This is a genomic window from Oligoflexus tunisiensis, assembly GCF_001748245.1.
Lineage (GTDB): Bacteria > Bdellovibrionota_B > Oligoflexia > Oligoflexales > Oligoflexaceae > Oligoflexus > Oligoflexus tunisiensis.
The window spans coordinates 3,965,824-3,984,920 of the sequence record NZ_BDFO01000001.1; the positions used below are offsets into that span (position 1 = coordinate 3,965,824).

15 protein-coding genes are annotated in these 19,097 nt (G+C 52.9%); 2 read left to right on the forward strand and 13 right to left on the reverse strand.

Annotated elements, in window-relative coordinates; all coding sequences use genetic code 11:
* Positions 1-177: 177 nt before the first annotated feature.
* The gene (locus tag OLTU_RS16545; protein ID WP_141733873.1) at positions 178-2,487 is read left to right on the forward strand and encodes an adenylate/guanylate cyclase domain-containing protein; all 2,310 of its coding nucleotides are present in this window, start codon (positions 178-180) and stop codon (positions 2,485-2,487) included.
* An 8-nt stretch (positions 2,488-2,495) separates the two neighbouring features.
* Here OLTU_RS16545 and OLTU_RS16550 read toward each other — a convergent pair whose 3' ends face one another.
* Positions 2,496-2,678 (reverse strand): hypothetical protein, encoded by a 183-nt coding sequence (locus OLTU_RS16550; RefSeq protein ID WP_141733874.1) that lies wholly within the window; start codon positions 2,676-2,678, stop codon positions 2,496-2,498.
* 341 nt (positions 2,679-3,019) lie between these two features.
* Here OLTU_RS16550 and OLTU_RS16555 point away from each other — a divergent pair, with 341 nt between their 5' ends.
* The gene (locus OLTU_RS16555) at positions 3,020-3,439 is read left to right on the forward strand and encodes a hypothetical protein (protein WP_141733875.1); all 420 of its coding nucleotides are present in this window, start codon (positions 3,020-3,022) and stop codon (positions 3,437-3,439) included.
* A gap of 87 nt (positions 3,440-3,526) precedes the next feature.
* On the opposite strand, the gene OLTU_RS16560 is transcribed toward OLTU_RS16555, so the two are convergent.
* The 12 genes from OLTU_RS16560 to OLTU_RS16615 all read right to left on the reverse strand — a co-directional run bounded on the left by OLTU_RS16560 (position 3,527) and on the right by OLTU_RS16615 (position 18,429).
* A complete protein-coding gene (locus OLTU_RS16560) occupies positions 3,527-4,276 on the reverse strand; it encodes a class I SAM-dependent methyltransferase (RefSeq protein WP_141733876.1) in 750 nt (249 codons plus the stop codon).
* Positions 4,277-4,293: 17 nt separating this feature from the next.
* A complete protein-coding gene (locus OLTU_RS16565) occupies positions 4,294-5,184 on the reverse strand; it encodes a GNAT family N-acetyltransferase (protein WP_141733877.1) in 891 nt (296 codons plus the stop codon).
* Positions 5,185-5,264: 80 nt separating this feature from the next.
* Positions 5,265-7,316, reverse strand: coding sequence for a response regulator (locus OLTU_RS16570; RefSeq protein ID WP_141733878.1), 2,052 nt, complete (start codon positions 7,314-7,316; stop codon positions 5,265-5,267).
* Positions 7,313-8,386: a chemotaxis-specific protein-glutamate methyltransferase CheB gene (gene cheB, locus OLTU_RS16575; RefSeq protein WP_141733879.1), complete on the reverse strand. Its 1,074-nt coding sequence runs from the start codon at positions 8,384-8,386 to the stop codon at positions 7,313-7,315. Before cheB ends, OLTU_RS16570 begins: the two co-directional genes overlap by 4 nt.
* 3 nt (positions 8,387-8,389) lie before the next feature.
* The gene (locus OLTU_RS16580; RefSeq protein WP_141733880.1) at positions 8,390-10,441 is read right to left on the reverse strand and encodes a hybrid sensor histidine kinase/response regulator; all 2,052 of its coding nucleotides are present in this window, start codon (positions 10,439-10,441) and stop codon (positions 8,390-8,392) included.
* 4 nt (positions 10,442-10,445) lie between these two features.
* Positions 10,446-11,921, reverse strand: coding sequence for a HAMP domain-containing methyl-accepting chemotaxis protein (locus OLTU_RS16585; RefSeq protein WP_141733881.1), 1,476 nt, complete (start codon positions 11,919-11,921; stop codon positions 10,446-10,448).
* Between the two features lie 3 nt (positions 11,922-11,924).
* Entirely contained in the window at positions 11,925-12,470 is a 546-nt protein-coding gene (locus OLTU_RS16590; RefSeq protein WP_141733882.1) for a chemotaxis protein CheW, read from the reverse strand.
* Complete coding sequence (locus tag OLTU_RS16595; protein ID WP_176736694.1) at positions 12,467-13,978, reverse strand: CheR family methyltransferase; 1,512 nt, start codon at positions 13,976-13,978, stop codon at positions 12,467-12,469. Before OLTU_RS16595 ends, OLTU_RS16590 begins: the two co-directional genes overlap by 4 nt.
* Positions 13,969-14,463, reverse strand: a complete 495-nt coding sequence (locus tag OLTU_RS16600; protein ID WP_176736695.1) for a chemotaxis protein CheW — start codon at positions 14,461-14,463, stop codon at positions 13,969-13,971. The genes OLTU_RS16595 and OLTU_RS16600 overlap by 10 nt, the downstream gene beginning before the upstream one ends.
* Positions 14,464-14,475: 12 nt before the next feature.
* Positions 14,476-16,554 carry a response regulator gene (locus OLTU_RS16605; protein WP_141733885.1) on the reverse strand — a complete coding sequence of 693 codons (2,079 nt, stop codon included), beginning with the start codon at positions 16,552-16,554 and terminating at the stop codon, positions 14,476-14,478.
* Positions 16,555-16,556: 2 nt separating this feature from the next.
* Entirely contained in the window at positions 16,557-16,946 is a 390-nt protein-coding gene (locus tag OLTU_RS16610; RefSeq protein WP_141733886.1) for a response regulator, read from the reverse strand.
* A gap of 220 nt (positions 16,947-17,166) precedes the next feature.
* On the reverse strand, positions 17,167-18,429 hold the full coding sequence (locus OLTU_RS16615; protein ID WP_141733887.1) for a PAS domain-containing sensor histidine kinase: 1,263 nt from the start codon (positions 18,427-18,429) through the stop codon (positions 17,167-17,169).
* Between the last annotated feature and the right edge of the window lie 668 nt (positions 18,430-19,097).

Sequence of the window (19,097 nt, forward strand, 5' to 3'; positions counted from 1 at the left end):
TCATCCTGGGCTTATCGGCCCCACCTCCTCGGCTTTTATGCCGGCTTCCCGAGCGCTCCATCCCATGAAATTGATTCGGTTAATGCCTTCCCATGCCTCCGACTAAAGATTTGCAGCCGCCCAGGATTTGAGCTTTATCCAGAGGCCGAAGCTGCCGAAACCTTTCGGGGAGGCAGCATGTTAAAAGCGCTACAAACCTGGCTCGACGCCCGTGAGGCTCACCGCGGCATCCTCTTCCGATGGCTGCTGCTGGCTGCGGTGCTGGCTGTGGGTTTGCGCATGATCCAGACGAGTTCCTTTGGACAGCTTGTCGATCAAAGACTCGTGCAGGTGCTGGAATTCCGTTCACGGTCCGCCTGGGATCAGGGTCCTGCACTGGATCCACGCCTCAAAATTTATTTCATGGATGATCGTTCGCTGCGCAGCCTGGGTCGCGATGATCTCGACTTTCAGGAATGGAGTCTATTCTTTCAAGCCGTCGCCAAGGCCAGACCGCGTCTCATCATGATCGACAAGGTCTTTGCCACACCACGCGGCCGTTATGATCCCGAACAGATTCGGGCAAGGCTTCTGGAGATGGGCGTGCCGATCGCCTCCATCGTATTCCTTACGGATGAAACATTAAAATTCGTCGAACCGATTGCCTTGACTCAAAGCATTTGGGCCCGTGAACGCTGGATGCCGGCTGATGTGGATCCCGCCTGGCTGCCGGTGACGCCCAAGGCCGTCTATGGACCGCACCCTGATGTGCAGCAAAGCGTTTCGCTCTTCGGTCATGCGCATTATAACGGCGACGGCACAGTGCAACTTTTCCATCGACCGGCGCCTGATGTTCTGATTCCCCATTGGAGTCTATGGGCAGCGGACCAGGTGCGGGTGGATGCCAGAGGCATTCTGGTCAACGAGCAGCGCGTGACAACCCGGGGCACGGAGGTGCTTGTCAATTTTGTCGACCGCGCCGCGATCCTGAACCAATCCTACAGTCTCGATCGCGCCATCAAGCGCACGGAAAAGGGCGCGAGCTTCGCGGATGTCATCCGCCCGGATCAGATCGTGCTGATCATGCCGGCCATGTACACCGGCAGCGCCGATCGCGTGGAGTCGCCCTATGGTTCCATCCCGGGTGGATATCTCATGATTTCCATGGTCAACAGTGTGATCACGGGTCAGTGGATTCAAACCATTCCTGCCTCGCTGCTCAGCCTTCTTCTTTGGACGACCCTGGGTGTGATCGTGGGGCTTTTGCTGGAGCCTCTCGCCTTTACCCTCAGCTTTCTGCTGGGCACAGCGGGCCTGGCTTCCGCGGGTCTGGGGCTGTTCACGCTGGTTCATCTCAAGGTCTTCTGGCTTTGGCCGGATCTGGGCTTTGCTCTGATGGCTCTCAGCTGTTTTTCCTGGAAAATGATTCGCCGTGACAGCCAGCACAAAACCCTGCGCGCGGCCCTTGCGGACGTGATTGCCACTGAGCAGCTGCAGAAAATTCTGGAAAATCCCAAAGCCCTGATGACGGAACCTTCCTCCCAGAAGGTCACCATCATGTTTCTCGATCTGGTGGGTTTTTCCCTGACTTCCCAGCGTTTGCCCCCGCGGGAAACCTTTGATCAGTTGAAGGACCTGCTGCATGGGGCCACACGCATCATTCATGAGCATGAAGGGGTGATCGACAAAACCCTGGGTGACGGGCTGCTCTGCTTCTTCGGCTACAACCTTCTGGGTCAAACGCAAAGCGCGCATGCCGACCAGGCCGTAAAATGCGCCATGGCCATTCAAAGGCGCCTTTATGAACACTGTATCGACGCGCATGCGCGGGGCCAGGCCTTGTACCCGGCTCGCATTGGCATCAACACGGCCCAGGTTTATATTGGCAACATCGGCAATGAAACCCGTTTCGATTTCACGCTGATCGGTGACGGCGTGAATTTCGCAGCACGCCTGGAAAGCGCCTGCGAGCCCTTCCGCATCATGATCGGTTCCGACACGCGCGAACTTCTGCAATCCTGGGCCGATGACAGCTGTCTGATCCCGCGCCATGTGCGCATCAAACATTCCTTGCAGCTGGTCAAGGCCTGGCAGGTGGATCCCTTTCACGCCCAGCCCGGAGCGATTGAACGCGCCGAACGCCTTTACTGGGACTTTGCCCGCTTTGAACGGATGGAGGAGCGGCTGGAGCTGCCGCCTTTGAAGATCCTCCTTCGCTCGGAGCACGGTGTCTTTGAAATCACCGATTTTTCCCGCACCGGCCTTGCTCTGGTCGGTGATATCTTTCTGGCCAAGGATGTGACGCTCGATGTGAGCCTGGATGTCGAGGACGAGGAACTGATGGCCCGACTCCACCAATGGGGTCTATCGAGTTTTACGATAGAAATCCGTTGGGGCAAGGTCGTTCAGCACCGCTTCAAGCACGGTGCGAAAATTCTGGGATTGAATGGACTGCAAAGAAATCGGATCTTCGAGGAGCTGCAACGCCAGGGGAAACCGGCCGCCTGACCCTGGCTTCATCCCTTGCGGATGAGCTTTTCCGCACTCTGTACATTTTCCTCGAACGTCGCGCGGCGCTGCTTGACGAGACTTTCGATATCCGGGTCCGCAGGCCTATCATTCGACATACGAAACCATAGCCAGGTGAGTGAACTGCCTACCAGCCCCACAGCCACCGTCACGGCCAAAGCCATACCCATGCACCTTCCTCCCTAGCTTGCTACAATTTCGGGTTTAAACCATAGTCGGCGGTTTTTCCCAGGAATTCACTGCGGTTGATAAGAAAATGATTTTATTGTAAGTCCCGGCGGGAATATTTCTGCTCTTCTTCCATTTTAGCTGACACCCCGTCCTCGTGAAAAAGAGGCAGTCTTTTCCCAGCCCCGCCGGGCGGCTTGGGATGGGAGAAACTTTAAAAAAGGAATACCGCACCCAGGACCTGTCTGAATTCAGATCCTTGACGCACCCCGGCCGTTCCGATTGAAGGACCCGCCCGGCGGCCGATGGTGATTGAAAGTCCAGTTAGCCATGAGGTACTCCTATGAAGTCTTTCACTCTGTCAGCATTGATTCTTGTCGCTTGTGGCATTCCCAAGCCTCAGCAGGAAGGCCCACGGAATGGTCTTCAATATGATGTCGATGGTGAGGTCGTTGCTATCATCTATGAAACCAAAACTGATGCCCCTCGGCAGACCGTGGATGTTCAGATACAGGTGAACCAGCATCGAATCGAAATGAGTATGAATGCAGACGGCGAGCTGCAGAAGATCGAAGGGAATGGGGCTGTTCTCAGTGCGCCCGAGCGCAAGGCCATGAGTCAGGCGGCGTGGGAGTTTGCCAAACCCACCCAGCTGACGGATGAAGAGAACCTGGAGCAGCAGTCACTTTATTTGGCTTTTGCTTATCTGTACCAGGCACCTGAGAATCAGGCGATTCCCAGCCGCAACTTTGAAGGCGAATGATCTGCAGGATGCGGCCGCCGGCGGGAGCCATTGAATGGGCGTGACGTCATTCCTAGTTGGTTGTCACGGGAAGTGAGAGACTCCCTTCTATTCCGTGGCCCTTCCTTCGGGAGGGGCCCTGTTCGATCCACGGCGCTGTGCGAATTCAAGTATGGAGACCTTCAGCTTGAGCACTCCGCTGTTGACCATGAAGTCCTCGATACCCTCCCTCTCGATATCACAGTCCTCCTCCACCCAGCGCTTGAGCGTAAAATGACCCTTCAGGATGTCGAAGGCCGTTCCAAATCGAAAGCGTTTGGGATCGGCCAGCGTGAGAAGGCCATCGGGTTTGAGAAGCTCACGGGCAAAGGGCGGGAGATGCTTCAAGTGACTGTCATCATAGAAGACATCAGCACCCAGAACCCAATCCGCCTGACCCTTCATATCCGCCGGCACCGGTTGCCGCCAGTCGATCTGTTGAAACTGCACGCGGTCCCCCACACCCCAGGCCGCGGCATTGGCCTTCACATACCGTTCCAGATGCTCTTCATAATCACAGGCGATGATGCTGGCCTTGGGAAAGAGCAGAGCGAGGGCACAGGATAAAAAGCCAACCCCGCAGCCGAGTTCGACAATCTGCAAGGGAGCATCGCGATCCCAGGGAGCTTCCTTGACCAGCCAGCGGGCCACGATGCGGGCACTCGGCCACAGCAGAACCCCAAAGGGGCAACGCTCATCGGTGAGCTGCCCTCCCACTTGCACGGCAAACTCATCCAGAAACGTGTCGAACGAGTCCACGACCCGAATCGGCCGCTGTTCATTCATGAATTCAATATGGATGAGTTTGGATCCTTCCATGGGACTGACTCCTTCGATTAAATATGCTCACTCAGATGCGCACGGAAACCATGACGGCTGATATCCGCCCGCCAGGGATCCTCGTCGCCACGTAATGAGGCCCACATCAGGATTTCCTCAGAGCGGGGCCGTATCCGGTCACGCAGCTCGGGCGCAGGCTCCGCCTCGGGGCTGACCCACCAGCCCTTGACGCGATGACACTGGGCCTGACGCGCGTCACTTTCCACCAGACGCACCAGTTCGGGCCAGCGGGCGGCGGTCTGGTCCAGATTGCTTTCCAGAAGGGTGTAGGTACCATGATCCTGGCGTGAAAGCAGCCACTTTCCCGAGGCCAGGCAGCGGCTAAGGCGCAGGGAGCTGTGTTGCTTCTCCTGAACCCAGCGCGCCTCTTCCGTCTGTCGCCTTATGCCATAGCGAAAGCCTGCGAGGCTGGGATCAAGGGGCCGGGCCGGAAACACGGTGAGATCCACCTGAGGTACGGACGCCGGCAGTTCCCAGCTCCACTCATAGGACGGCAGGCTTTGAAAGCCGAGCTTTTGATAATAGGCCGGATCAATATCCGAATAGAGGATAAAATCCTGCGTTCCCTGCGCCGCATAGTAATCACAGACCCAGCGAATAAGCCTCGGGGCGTGACCCTTGCCGCGATGTTCCGCAGGCGTAAACACAGCGCCCAGGGCCCGGGCCGGTCGATCCCCGTCCGGACCGAAAAGCTGGAAGGGATAGGCTCCCAGACTGCAGACCACCTGCCCGGACTCCTTGACGACAAACCAGGTCGCCCTTTGATGCTGCACGGAAGACAGGCGTTTTTGCAGGTGAACGGCGGGATCAGGATCATGGGGCCAAACACTATGAACCTGGGCAAAAGCCTGTTTGATTTCTTCCTTGTTTGCCAACTGACAGCTCATCGGCGGTCTCCTTGTTTTCCCGCTTTATGCCTCTGATCAGCTGGCCCGTCAAGAGCTGGAACCCATGGGTTTTTTCCCGCCTACGGCCTGCAAGGAAGGACCATGAAAAATATGCTGCCCTGCCCGGGAACACTCCGAACACCCACGTGACCTCCCTGAGCGACCACGATTTTTTTTGTCAAGGCGAGGCCCAGACCGGTGCCTGGATACTGCTTTTCCGAGCTGGAATCTAGCTGCTGAAATTCAACAAAGAGACGATCGAGATCCTTGGGTTCAATCCCTATCCCGGTGTCTTCGACCTCGACACGAAACTTTCCTTCCTCTTCAGGTCGAGCCCGAACGGTGACCCTTCCCTCCGCACCTGTGAATTTAATGGCATTGGACAGGTAGTTATAGAGCACCTGCTTGAGCTTTGCAGGATCCAGAAAGAGTTCCGTCAAGCTCGCGTCAATGTCGGTTTCAATCAAAATACGTTTTTTCGCAGCAAGCTCGCGGACGATATCCGTAATTTCCCGAACCACAACCGCAAGATTGGTCTTCTCCGGTCGGAAATCCATCTTGCCGGCTTCGACTTTGGAAAGGTCCAGCACATCATTGATGAGGGTCAAGAGGTGCCGACCGCTGGTCAAGATATCTCCCAGATATTCCTTTTGCTGCTCCGTTACGGATCCAACTTTGCCATCGTGCATGAGTTCGGCAAATCCAATGATCGCATTCAACGGCGTACGCAATTCGTGGGACATGTTGGCAAGAAATTCGCTTTTCAGGCGATTGGCTTCCTGGACGCGCTGATTCCTATCTTCAAGCTCACTTTTGGCCCGTAAAAGCTCGATATTGGTTTTCTGAAGGTCAGCGAGAAGCGCAGCTCGGGTTTCGGCCAGCTCGCGAGCGGAGCGGGACTCCGTCGCCTCCCGTTCCTTCTGGACGAGCTGCTCGCGAATGGCGCGATTTTCATCCTCAAATTGCTTTCTTCTGAGTTGGGCATGCAACCTTGCCTTCAAGACCTCAATTTCGCTCGATTTTGAAATGTAATCGTCTGCGCCGGCATTAATTCCCTCAATCATTCCATCCTGCTCTTCGCGTGCCGTATGGAGGATCAAGGGTATGTCACGCCATTTGCGAGAACCCTTGATGCGAAGGCAGGTTTCCTTGCCGGAAAGCCCCGGCATGACGAGATCCAGAAGAATGCAGTCCACAGTCTGAACCGAAAGGAGCTCCAGCGCCTCTTCTCCCGATTGTGCAAAGATTACATCATATCCGTCCTGCCGCAAGTGAGGGGCAATTTCATGAAGATAGGTGAGACTGTCATCCACAGCGAGGATCTTTTTCGGCCCAAGGAGATTGGCAGTTGTGGAAATCTCAGGCGGGGATCCCGCTGACCGCAGCATGGCTTTCAAGCGAGCGGTTATGATACTCATGTCTTCTTCTTTGCGGACATAGGCGTCTGCCCCCGCATCCAAAGCCTTGAGTTCGCCGGTTCTGTCTTCCGAAGCCGTCAGCAGAAGGGTCGGTGTCCGCCTCAATAAAGTATCCGCTCGAATTTTACGGATGACGGTTCCCCCATCAATGCCAGGCAGAATACCATCCACGATAACCGCCGACGGACGGAAGGCGAAAGCAGCCCGAAGGCCCTCCTCTCCACTACTGGCGGTCATCACTCCATATCCGGCAGCCTCCAGCTCCTCCTGCAGAGCACGGCGAAACGTTTCGCTATCGTCGATGATAAGAACTTTACTCGCTTCTGATGGTGGGCCCTCCTGTCCCCGCAGGCCGAGCAGGTCCTGAGCGCGTGCCACGACATAGTCAAGATTGTATGGCTTGCCAACATAGTCGTCTGCACCAGTCGTCAGCCCTCGAACCCGGTCCTGAATCTCCGTTTCGGATGACAGTAAAAGGACAGGAACGGCGGCGGTGGCTGAACTGCTCTTAATTTCACGTAGGAAATCGATCCCATCAGCGTCTGGCAGCACGATATCGAGGATCATAATACCGAACATTCTCTGTGAAAGCGCTTGACGGGCCTCCCCTGCACTGCTGCAAAGTGCGCATTCAAAGCCTGCTGCTACGAATGCTTCTGCCAAATCCATCCTGACTGTCAGACTGTCATCGACGATAAGAACCTGTGGCTTCACTTTTTTCTCCCATGCCCATCGCCTTTGGCCACGGCAGTCAATGTGGAAGCAATCTGTTCCAGATCAAGGATCCGATCAACGGCACCGATCTGAATCGCCTCACGCGGCATTCCAAAAACCACACTGGAGGCTTCGTCCTGCGCCAGCGTCAGGGCCCCCGCGCGTTTCAAATCCAGCAGGCCACTCGCACCATCCTTGCCCATGCCTGTGAGGAGGCAGGCCACAGTTTCCGGTCCCATCTCTTTGGCGAGAGATTCAAACAGGATGTCAACGGACGGGCGACATGAGTGCCGTTCGGCGGATGTATTCAGTCTCAAATGCCCGCGTTCCACAATCAGATGCCGACCAGGAGGGGCCATAAAGATTCCGGCCTGGCCAAACCTCGGAACTGGCTCACCGTCCTCGGCGTACCGAACCGTGAGGGTCGATTGTCCATTGAGCCAATCCGCAAAAGCTGTTCCGAAGGGTTCGCTGATATGGATCACGAGCAGGATAGGCAGGGGAAATCCCACAGGCAATTGCCGCAGGATTTGGTTTATCGCACCCGGGCCTCCCGTGGATCCGCCTATGGCAACGACGTTTCTAGGGGTGAAAGGATCTTTCGCTTCCAGATCATGTGCGGCCAAGGCGTGGCCCTGCGTTTCGAGTCTTGCACGGATGTGGGTAATGACTTTGATGCGTGAGACCACCCGTACGGCTTCAATGAGCCGTTGTCCCCAATCCTGATCACAGTCGTCCCCGACCGGCTTTTCCAATACATCAACCGCTCCCGCGGCCAGTGCCTCATAAGTTTTGAATAACTCGCCTCGATTGGTCGATGCCGAGACGATAAGAATAGGCGTTGGGCAATAGGCCATGATGTACTCGGTTACGGAGACTCCGCTCATAACCGGCAGCATCATATCGAGAGTCATCACATCAGGCCGCATCTGCCGACACTTTTCAATACCAACCTGACCATTCTCCGCCTCGCCGATGACTTCGAAACCTTCTTCAGCATTCAGGATTTCAACGATATGCTTGCGAACCGTGAGCGAATCTTCAACGACCAGTATGCGGATACTCTGCATCTCTTATCCTGTCAGGTTATGGATCATTTGCAGCAAATGCCCCTGATCAAATTCACCCTTCACAATATAGCCTTGGGCACCAACCTGCGCACCGCGACGGCGATCCGCTTCGGCATTCCGGGATGTCACCAGAATGGCCGGGATTTCGCGCAGCTGATGATCAGACTGGACCAGAGACACAAATTCAAAACCGTCCATCCCCGGCATCTCAACATCGACCAGAAAAAGCCCGAAACGTCGCTCACGCGCTTTGGTCAGACCTTCCTCGGCCGAGCATGCCAAGTGTACCTCGTAGCCAGCGGCTTCGAGAATGCTCTGTTCCAACATGCGCGTCGTCAGAGAATCGTCGATGACAAGAATAGGGGCGTGATGAGTCCTGGTGGGACTCGCGATAGGCAATTTCCTCACAGAAACTGCCCGAATCAATGCATCGGGATCCAGGACCAGCTGTGGATTACCTTCGGCATCCAGGGAAGCGCCAGCAACAATGGCATCAAGCCTTGTCGTCGAGGACAGTTGTTTCATAACAATGTCTGCCGTCCCCAATAGACGGTCCACCCCAACCGCAGCTAACCCTGTCGCGGTTTCCAGCACCAGAACCAACCATATCTTTCGCCTCGACCCTAAAATTTGCCTTTTCCCCAGGAGCGAGTGAAGAGGAGCGAAGGGCATGATCTGCCCGTCACAGATGATGGAATCGTTTTCCGAGGATCGCGCCAGATCATGGTCGGCAATACGTAGTGTTCGACGCACGCCGTCCAGAGGAACAGAGATAATCATCCCACCCACTTCAACCTGGAGGGCCATAAGTGAGGACAGAGAAAGGGGAACACAGATTTCGAAAGTGGATCCCTTGCCGGGGATGCTCTCAATTTTGATATGGCCTTTGAGACGTTCCGCAGTCGTTCGAACAACGTCGAGGCCGATGCCTCTTCCCGACACATCATCGACAGCAGCAGAGGTCGTAATCCCGCCCTTCAGCATCAGGTGAACAACCTCCTCATGAGTGAGCGAGCTGGCATCTGCAACCGTCAACATTTTTTTCTGGATCGCAGCGCGGCGAATGGCTTCGAAATCAATGCCTTGCCCATCATCACGACAGACAAAGACGACCCACCCCCCTCGCCTCTGCACACTGACCTCCACGCTACCCAGAGCGGCTTTGCCAGAGTTTGCGCGTCCTGATGACGTCTCGATACCATGAGCCACGGCGTTTCGCACAACATGGAGTAAAGCGTTGCGAATGGGAGCGAGCACAGCTCCATCAATGCGGATTTCACCGCCTGAAGAAGTGAATTGAATTTTTTTATGCAGGGATTCACCGGCATCCCTCGCTGCTCTCTCCAAAGCAGAAAAAATTGTCCTGACGGGGAGAAGACGGACACGATTTGTGGCCTCATGAACCTGAGCAATCTGAGTCTCCAATTGCCTGAAGCTCAACGCAAGATTGCGCTCGTGTTCCGTCGCATAGGCTCGGAGCTCATCCACAAATGATGGCAGGCGCGATAAGGCTTGTGAATCGCGACGATCCGGTGTCCAGTGGATGACCTGATGACCAAGCGTTTCAGTGAGTCTTCGTATCTTCTCGGCCATCACGACAGCACTTCGCAAAGCCGACAGGGCTGTCGAGGCCTCGGATAAACTGCTGAGCAGAGAATCCACCTCCTGTATTTCAACCCGCACTGTTTCGAACGTCTCTTCCGGACTGGGTTGCGCCACAGCCCCGTTTATGCGAGGGACCTCCGGCTCTATGATTGCAATCTTATTGGCGATGGCATCGAGCAATTCAAGGCCTCGGCTCGTGACGTCTGCTGATACCTTGGTGTTCTTGTCCAGGAAAGGTTCAAAAGTATCCTCGATGACATGGCAGCACTCGGCAATGTCTGGCAATTTTACAACGCGGCTCGCTCCTTTGAGCGTGTGAGCCAGGCGCAGGATTCGTTCAATGCATTCCTTTCCCTTATCATCCTTCTCCAATGCGAGCATATTTTGCTCAAGGGCTTCCAGAAGCTCACGAGCTTCGATACGAAAATACTTGTAGGGATCCTTCGTCATCAAATTAGGCACTCATGTTGGGCAAGATAAGACGCGTCAACTGGCGCGAAAGCTCATTGAGCTGCGTGGCTGTTTCCAGTGTCTGGCCAGAACTGGCCTCAGTCTCTCGCGTGGCCTGCGAGACATTCGAAACTGCGAAGTTTACTTGCTCGACCGCCGTCGACTGTTGTTTTGTACTGAGTTCAATCTCACGAGCTGCCTCGGTCGTGGTTTTTACCATGCCGATGATTTGCTTGAGAGCGGAAGCAACTTCCGAAAACTGTCGAGCGCCGGCATCCACAGCTTTACTGCCACTCTCCGTCGCCATGATGGTTGTATTCACGGCGGCTCGAACCTCATCAATAAGCGCTTTTATCTCCTTGGTTGAGCCACCCACTCGATCGGCCAGTTTACGGATTTCGTCCGCTACGATCGCAAAGCGCTTGCCGGAATCGCCAGCACCGGCGGCCTCTATCGTAGCGTTAATCGCAAGAATATTGGTCTGTTCCGCCAGCTCATTGATGATCTCAAGGATGCCACCGATTTGCTGAGACTTTTTGCCGAGCTCGAGCATGTGAGTCACGATGAGATCGACTTGTCGTTGAATGCTTACAACCGAATCATGTGTCTTCTGCACCGTTTGGTCACCTTCCCGCGCCGACGATGCAGTTTCAGCCGCAATGTGGGCGACTCTCTGTGAGCTCTCAGCAATCTGTCGTGAGGTCGCCAGCAGCTCGCTGATCGTGGTCGTGATTTCTGTCATGGCCATTGCAGCTTCTTTGGCCCCCGAAGCCTGCTGGTTGGCGGCTGACTGCAGCTCAGCTGAAGAACTCTGGACATGGTGGACTGCATCCCCGATCTGGTTGGTCAAGGTGCGAGTCAGGAAATAGGCGATACAGACGGCAAAAAGTGCGACTATGATCGCCATGCCAATGACTATGGACATGGCGGAATAAGCCGCGTCCGTCGCAGCCTTCTTTGCCTCCGCAAGGAGGCTCTGCTCGTGTGAGACAAAGGCTGTCGTTCTTTGGTTAAGAACCTCGCGTCGTGGCGATGTTTTCTCAGAAAAACCTTTTGAAACGGCCTCGGCGGAGGCCCCCTCCATTTTCAGTGCGATGACTTGATCCATAGCAGCTTGATGTTCGCCTTCGGCTTGCTCGATCTGATCAATAAGCCGCTGCGATGGGCTGTTCATGTCCACGTGCGATCTAATCTGGCCCAATATTTTGTGGAATTCGCCACGAGCTTTCTTCATTTTGTCAATGTAATCGCTTTCGTGGGCGAGAAGGAAGCCTCGCCCGGCCGAGACCTTCCATTCCAGGGCCGCATCAAGTCGAGCTGCATCCGTGAGCACCTGGGCATTTTCGGAGATGACGCGATCCTTGCTTGCAATGACGGTGTTCAGGGCATAGACCGCAATAGCGCTGATCAAGACAGTGAGCGCTACGACCACTGCCAGCCCGGTACCAATTTTGCGTTTGAAACTCCAAGTCTTGGTCATCGATCATCCCTCCTGGGGTGTATGGTCTCCAGCAGAAAGCTCTTGAACGAAATCCACCAACGATGGAAGGTTGATGAGAGTGTGAGCCTCACCCTGCACGTGCGCAATGTTGCTCACGTACTTCCTCCCTGACCTTTCCACGTCCGCGGTCTGAATCTTTGGTAATGACAGCCGGAAATGGCCTTCAAAATGATGAAATGTGAGAGCAAGCAAAGCTGCTTCAGCTTTACAAAGGATCAACCATCCGGATGGGTCTGCCTCAGGACTATAACCAAGAAGCGCGGCCAGGCTATATACAGGGACGATGTCGCCGCGAATACCAGCAAAACCCAGCAGTTCGGGGACGGGGCTTGGGAAGGGTATAACTTTCTTCCTGTTAACAAGACCGATGATCTCTCTTATCTTGATCGCATAGGGATCCCCAGCGATGCGAATGGCAAGAATATCCTCGCTTTGATCATGAAGTTCAGAGTGAGGCCTGGCGAACGCATCATCGAACGTTTGCCGCATCTCCTGAATCCGCTCCGGGCTGAATAATTCGGTATTCATGATTTTCCTCCGTGAGCACTTTGCCTTTTGTCGCAAATCTTCATCAGCACTTCCCGGGTAAAACCGCCGCCAAATAAAAGAATACGCGTTGAATTCTCTTTGGGCAGTAAGTCCGCGGCGTATCCAAACTCTTTCGCTGCAACATCCATGTGGCCTTTACGTTGTGCAATGAGGGCCAGGTGAAGATGCGGCATGGCAAATGTTGAATCCAAATAGACGGCAGCCTGGTTGTGTTCCATGGCAGCGTTCAGATCGTCTGAATGCTCACAGCAAAGAGCCATCAGATAATGCGCGCCAGCATTGAGTTCGTCGACGTCCAAAAGCTGCTGGCACACGTTTTTGGCTTCTTCGAGATTTCCGCTGTTGGTCAGAAGGGCAGCCAGCAGCAGCTGAGCATTGACATCGGCTTTGGCGCACAGAGGCAGGTTTCTCATGGTTTCCAGAGCCTCCGCATAACGCTCCTGCCACAAAAGTGCGATTATTGATGCTGGATCCCAGTGTGGCGGTGGGGCAGGCCGCAGGGGATTAAGTCCCTTTCCTGCGTCCTTTTCCATATTTATCTGCGAAAGGTTGGCAATGCGTTCGGATGCTTCCTGTATAGCCTCAAACCATGGCTTCGTCAAAGTCTCGGACTCTGCAGGCCCGGCATGCTGCTCTATGAATGTATCACTCTCTTCCCCCTGCTGATAATAGAAGGTGCCATGGGTGTGGCGCAGGTGAAATTCCTGAGAAATTCCTCTTAGGGTTTCCGCGTGACCGAGGAAAAGAAATCCTCCTGGCGCAAGCACCTCTGCGATCCTTGCTATGACGGCTTGAGCAATGGATGGTGCAAAGTACATGGTTACGTTCCGACAGAAAACCACATCAAAGGCTCCTCGATGCCAGAACCCTGGATCCTCTTCAACGATATTCCGTTCGCTGAAGGATACAGCGCCCCGCACGCTGTCATGCAACACAAGGTCGCGCCCTTCGTTTCGAAAGTATTTTTGGCGCCATTCGACCGGTGTTTCCCGGAGCGACCAGTTGGAATACCGGCCTTTCAAAGCTTTTTCAATCATCAGGGGATTGATGTCGAAGGCCTGGATGGTGATATCCCAGGAAGCGAGCTCCGGGAATCGTTCCCGCAGAAGAATGGCAAGGGAGTAAGCCTCATCCCCAGACGAGCATCCAGCAGAGAGGATGCGAAGCTGGCGAAGATGGCTAAGGACTCGCATACGGTCGGGGATGACAACCTCAGCCATAGCGTTGAAATGAGCGATATTACGGAAAAAGTAGGTTTCTCCGACGGTAAGCTGAGTCGCGAGCTTTCGAATCTCCTGCCTTTCAAGAGCTGACGACGCCAGCTTGTTGAGGTAAGGAGGGACGAGATTGCACCCAGATCCCTGCATCCGCTGACGGAGGATGTCAGCAAGGAAGTCAAGTCTTCCGTCATCAAAATGGAGACCGAGCCTATCGCTGATCAACTTTCGAAAACATTCTATGTCGTCCCGATGAATCTCTATCGCCAAGAGCCAGCCCCTTGAATTTGGAGGTCCTGAAAAAGAGCCTCCGACAACGTCCATCCACTGCGTAAAATAATGAGAAGGTGAGCGTCCAGTCTGCCAACGGCTTCAACATGTTCCTGCGCCGCACCGTGAAGCAAGGGAGGAAGATTCTGGAGAGTTGGCTGGTTCAAGTTCTGGACACCGAGAACTTCATCGACCGCAAGAGCAACCTGCCGATTATCCACCCGCAGAGTCACAAGTCGTCCTGGGCTGCCGTCCGGAATGCCTAAAAAAGCTCTCAAATCCACAACCGGGGTTGCAGCTCCACGAATGACAGAAACGCCGCGGACAAACGCAGGCATACCCGCCATCCTATCAAGCGGCAGAGGGCGCATGATTTCGGTAACATTCACCAGAGGAATAGCGCAATAGAGCGTGTGAACGCGAACAATCAATGTCAGCGTATCTGATGGTACATTTTGGAGATTCGTTGGCAGGTTCTTCTCCAATGCGATTGCCGCCTATTTCTGCCGCAGTGGCAGTTTCACGATAAAGCAGGTGTGTGGACTGCTTTCATCCAATGAAAATTGTCCGTTATGTCCTTCGACAAGGCCCTTTGAGATGCTGAGACCGAGCCCAAAGCCACGGCCCACCTCCTTGGTTGTGAAGAACGGCTGCATAATTTTTTGACGAATATCAGACGTAATTCCTGACCCACTGTCCATGACAGCGAACTCCATCACGTCACGATCACTTCGGATTGTGAGTGTGATCCATTTATCAGGCTGGGACTCTATCGCATCGCAGGCATTGTTGAAAAGATTGAGTAAAACCTGACTGATTTCAGCGGCGCGGCAGTCGATCGTCAAATTTTTTGGATATTCCCCGATCGTGAATTTGATGCCTTCGTGTTTAAATCTTCCTTCGCACAGGGAGAGAGTATCTTCAACAAGCTCGACAACCTTGGTTTCCAGAAAGGGATCCTCGTCTGACAGACGGGAAATCGTTCGCAAGCCATTGACTATTTTTAAAGTCCTATCCGCTGCTTCAAAGATTTGCAGAGTGTGTTTGTTGATCTGATTAACAGATAACGGCTCAGTCGATAAGAGAGAAAGGATCTGTCGACTTTTGCCAAGAATCACTGATAGGGGATTTTTAATCTCATGAGCAATATCTCCGGCCATCTGACCAAGAGTCGCCAGCTTGGTAGATTCGAGCAGTTGTATCTGGGCCTCGCGAGAACTCCTTATGATACGAACCAGGCTGATCGCATGGCCGATCTGAATGCTGAGGGTAATGGCCAGATTGTTCGCGCTTTCCATGGTTTCCCGCTGGGATGGCACGAAAAGCAACGTTCCGATGGGTTGATCGTCGATAACAACGGGTGTCATGACCAGCGAACCAACCTTCAAACGCCTTAACAGTAGTTCCACCTCTTCATTCTTCAAGACAGGAGATGGAAGCACCAACGGCTTCCCGAATTCCAATACCTGCTTCAAACAAGAGCTTTGACGACAAAAGTCCAGCAGTGCGTCTGCGGAATTCTTTGGCAGGCCAACGAATGCTTTGAGTTTGAAAGCGTCATTATCATCCAGGAGATAGACGGCTCCCAGGGATATTCCCGTAGCATCGAAGCTGGTCTGCAGCAGATCATTGAGCATGTCTTCGAAAATAGGGACATCGATGGGATTGCTGGCAAATCGCCCGAGCATGCACAGCTGCGCCTCCAAGAGGGCGACCTGCATGGTCAGGTTTTCCTTTAGCCCGACCTGCCGCTCGATTTGTCCCACAATCCTTTCGATATATTGATTGGCCGCAGGTTGCTGGGAAGTTAGCGGCTCGACAGATGGTGCATTCAGGGCAATAATCAGGGCATCGACAATTTCCTTGCTATCAGGCTGTCGTGAAAAAAACCTGTTGCACCCGACAGAATTGGCAAGGCGCAGATCCTGTTCATCGATAAATACGGAAGAAATCAGAAAGACAGGAATTTTGGAGGTCCTAAAATCTTTTCGTACCCCGAGGCAAAGCCGAAAGCCGTCCATGCGTGGCATAAGCACATCGCTGACGATGCCATCGGGTTGCAGGAGTACCGCCTTTTCCAGCGCATCCTCCCCATCCACCGCGGTCACGACCACGAACCCCGCTTGCTCCAACTGTACTTTCAACAATTTCAATTGGATTGGATCGTCGTCAGCGATCAGTATTCGCCTGCCACGACCTGGTGATTCCGGATCATGATCGGATACCAGATGGGCTTTGACAGCCTTAAGCAGTGTGGACACGGAAACCGGCTTCAGAAGCGCGGCCGTGAAGGTTTTATCGACTCCATCAGCAGCACCCACAGCGCCGGAAATCGCGATAATCGGCAAATCCAGCCTGAGCGACTGCATTCGTAACTGATGAACCAAATCATTGCCACTGCTATCAGTCAATCGTATATCCAGAAGCACAAGATCAACGCGGTTTTCATGAATCAAACGCAAGGATGCTTGACCATCCGGCGCTTCCAGCACGGAATAGCCTTCACTCTCAAGGGCATGACGATACATTTTGCGGGTAATTGCATTATCTTCCACGACTAATATTGTCTGTGCCATGCTTAACTCCCGCTTTTACGCGCACGACGAAGAAATTCGGCCACCATACCTGGAAGTGCTCGTGTATCGATCGGCTTGGTGATATACCCATCGCATCCTGCAGCTTCAGCCTTCTGCTGATCCCCCAGCATGGCATAAGCTGTCAGAGCGATAACGATGATGTCTTTGGTAGCTGGTTGCTTCTTCAGACTTCGGACTAAATCCAAACCGCTCATCCCCGGCAACTGCAGGTCCATAAAAATCAGGCTAGGCGAGAAGGTCTCCAGGACAGTCAAAGCCTCAGGGGCATTGGTTGCAGTTCGAATCTCATAGCCTTCAGATAAAAGCAGAAGCTTGATGAGCTTAAGATTGATAGGGCTATCATCAATAACCAGGATCGACTCTCGCTGCATACTTCTCCGCAGGCTCCATCCTTAGATGTTATGCAAGCCAATAGCAGTCTTTCCATGGCCTATAAATGCCACGGGAAAAGAATGGATTCTTCGGGTTAATAGAGGACCCAGAGACGGGCTGTTCTCAAAATCTTACTAATTTTTAACATAACAATGTGATGGTGTCATGCAATTTAAGAAAAATTTTCAAAATGACTTTTGCTGTAGATTTGCTCTGCATCTATGAAACTTTTGAAGTTTGCCGTTCCGGTGAACAGCAGGGAAACTCCAGGACGAAGGTCGTGTTCACGCTTTGGTCCTCATAGTATATCCGCCCACCCATCAACTCCATAATGTGTTGAGAGAAACTCAAACCCAAACCTTTCCCCTCTCCAACATCCCTGGTTGTGAAAAAAGGTTCCATGAGGTGGTCGCGATAGGCTGCATCTATGCCGTTTCCTGGATCGCTGATAAGGATTCGGATGATATCGTTGTCCATGGGGCCGGTGATGAATTCCATAGCAATTCGAATCCAAGGTTGCGCAATTCCTCTCTCGACAATCTCATCGATGCTATTTTCAATCACACAGGCAATGACATGAGTTAATCCAACCCTATGGCTAAGGATGGTTTTAGTCTGACATCTTCCCCAATCAATTTGCACATCGATTGCGCATCGAGCAATTCTCTGATGATTCAGAGCCAGCGCGGCGTTCACAACCTCTTCAATGGATTCAATATTGATTTCCGATTGTTCGATGTCGCCTTGAGACAGAAAGTTCATTGACTGGACAATCTTGGAAATCCGCATTGCTGTTATCAGGATTTTCTCCAGACCCTTTGCTAAGCTGTCGCAATCAAGCTTATGCGAGTCAATACGACGCAAAAGATGCTCTGCTTGAGTCGAAATAATAGTGAGGGGATTATTAATTTCATGGGCCATGCCCTTGACAATTTGCTTAAATCCGGTAAGGCGTCTTTCTCTTTCAGAAAGCATGCTCGATTTTTTTTGCGTGGTAATGTCAACGAGAAGCAGAAGGCTGCCTTTGTACTGGCCGCTCCCGTCTTTCTCTGGAAGAACAACGGCACCGGACCAATAATTTTTGAAGTTCTTTTTCTGCCCTCTTATTTCCCCCTTCCATATTTCGTCGCCTTTGATACTTTCCAGAGTGGGAGCCGATATTTTGGAATTGATACCGAGAACTTCGGCGATGTCCTTGCCAATGGACTCTGCAGCAACTGTTTCATGCATGCTCGTAAAAACTTCATTCACATAAACTAAGCGATGGTTAGCATCAAAGCGCACAATGCCAATAGATTTATCAACGATGGCTCCCAAGTCCATGCTGGATAGCATACTTTGGGCATGAGATTCCGTACCTTGAATACGGCCCGGTTGGGCTTTCTCTCTTTCACTCAATTCATTAACGATGCGACGCAGCCGTATGATGTATAACAGCGAGAGAATGCTGAGGACCATCAGGACAAGAATGATGACAGTCATTGTATACCCTCGTTCCAAAGAAATGCCAGAAGCAAACCTTCTGGAATATTGATCCTGGAACTCCTTATAAATTATACTTCAGGACAGCATCCGTATTTCAGAGGGAGTTTATTCCTACTGGAATCCGAATAAATGCATAGTTATCCCGACATTCGGCCCGTTGCAGGTCGCAACGCTGGATTGCATTCACGGAAACCTTGCATCATACTATAAGAAAATGTGCATATATTGGTCCGTCTCTTCCAGTTTTTCCAAAAAATGCGAAAAGCTTATAAGATTCCATTGATGAGGTTCGGGTGGCTCAATTCTTTTCTAATCTGAAAAGTGCACGTGTGTATGTGATCGAACCCCTGGTTGCCATGCGTTTTCAAATCGTTGAAGCCTTGCGACAATTGGGGATTGAGGGGGCTATCGGCTATACAGACCTCAAAAGCTTCCTGGATCTACTGGAGGTTGAGTCGGTTGACTGGATCATCACGGCCGCGTTTGCCTCCACGGAAGTTAATGCCCTGCATATCCTGAAACTCTGTATTGAGGAGCCCCAGTTCCGCAAAGTGAGGGTTAGCCTCATGTATCGGGACTCGGAGGAGCACATTCTGCCCATTGCCTTTGAAATGGGACTGATGTCTGCCCACAACATTGAGATGCCTTCAAGACTTCCGGACGAG

Excerpts from the sequence above, each read along its gene's own strand:
- OLTU_RS16545 (WP_141733873.1), top strand. The coding sequence starts at position 178 with ATGTTAAAAGCGCTACAAACCTGGCTCGACGCCCGTGAGGCTCACCGC.
- OLTU_RS16550 (WP_141733874.1), bottom strand. The coding sequence starts at position 2,678 with ATGGGTATGGCTTTGGCCGTGACGGTGGCTGTGGGGCTGGTAGGCAGT.
- OLTU_RS16555 (WP_141733875.1), top strand. The coding sequence starts at position 3,020 with ATGAAGTCTTTCACTCTGTCAGCATTGATTCTTGTCGCTTGTGGCATT.
- OLTU_RS16560 (WP_141733876.1), bottom strand. The coding sequence starts at position 4,276 with ATGGAAGGATCCAAACTCATCCATATTGAATTCATGAATGAACAGCGG.
- OLTU_RS16565 (WP_141733877.1), bottom strand. The coding sequence starts at position 5,184 with ATGAGCTGTCAGTTGGCAAACAAGGAAGAAATCAAACAGGCTTTTGCC.
- cheB (WP_141733879.1), bottom strand. The coding sequence starts at position 8,386 with ATGCAGAGTATCCGCATACTGGTCGTTGAAGATTCGCTCACGGTTCGC.
- OLTU_RS16580 (WP_141733880.1), bottom strand. The coding sequence starts at position 10,441 with ATGACGAAGGATCCCTACAAGTATTTTCGTATCGAAGCTCGTGAGCTT.
- OLTU_RS16585 (WP_141733881.1), bottom strand. The coding sequence starts at position 11,921 with ATGACCAAGACTTGGAGTTTCAAACGCAAAATTGGTACCGGGCTGGCA.
- OLTU_RS16590 (WP_141733882.1), bottom strand. The coding sequence starts at position 12,470 with ATGAATACCGAATTATTCAGCCCGGAGCGGATTCAGGAGATGCGGCAA.
- OLTU_RS16605 (WP_141733885.1), bottom strand. The coding sequence starts at position 16,554 with ATGGCACAGACAATATTAGTCGTGGAAGATAATGCAATTACCCGCAAA.
- OLTU_RS16610 (WP_141733886.1), bottom strand. The coding sequence starts at position 16,946 with ATGCAGCGAGAGTCGATCCTGGTTATTGATGATAGCCCTATCAATCTT.
- OLTU_RS16615 (WP_141733887.1), bottom strand. The coding sequence starts at position 18,429 with ATGACTGTCATCATTCTTGTCCTGATGGTCCTCAGCATTCTCTCGCTG.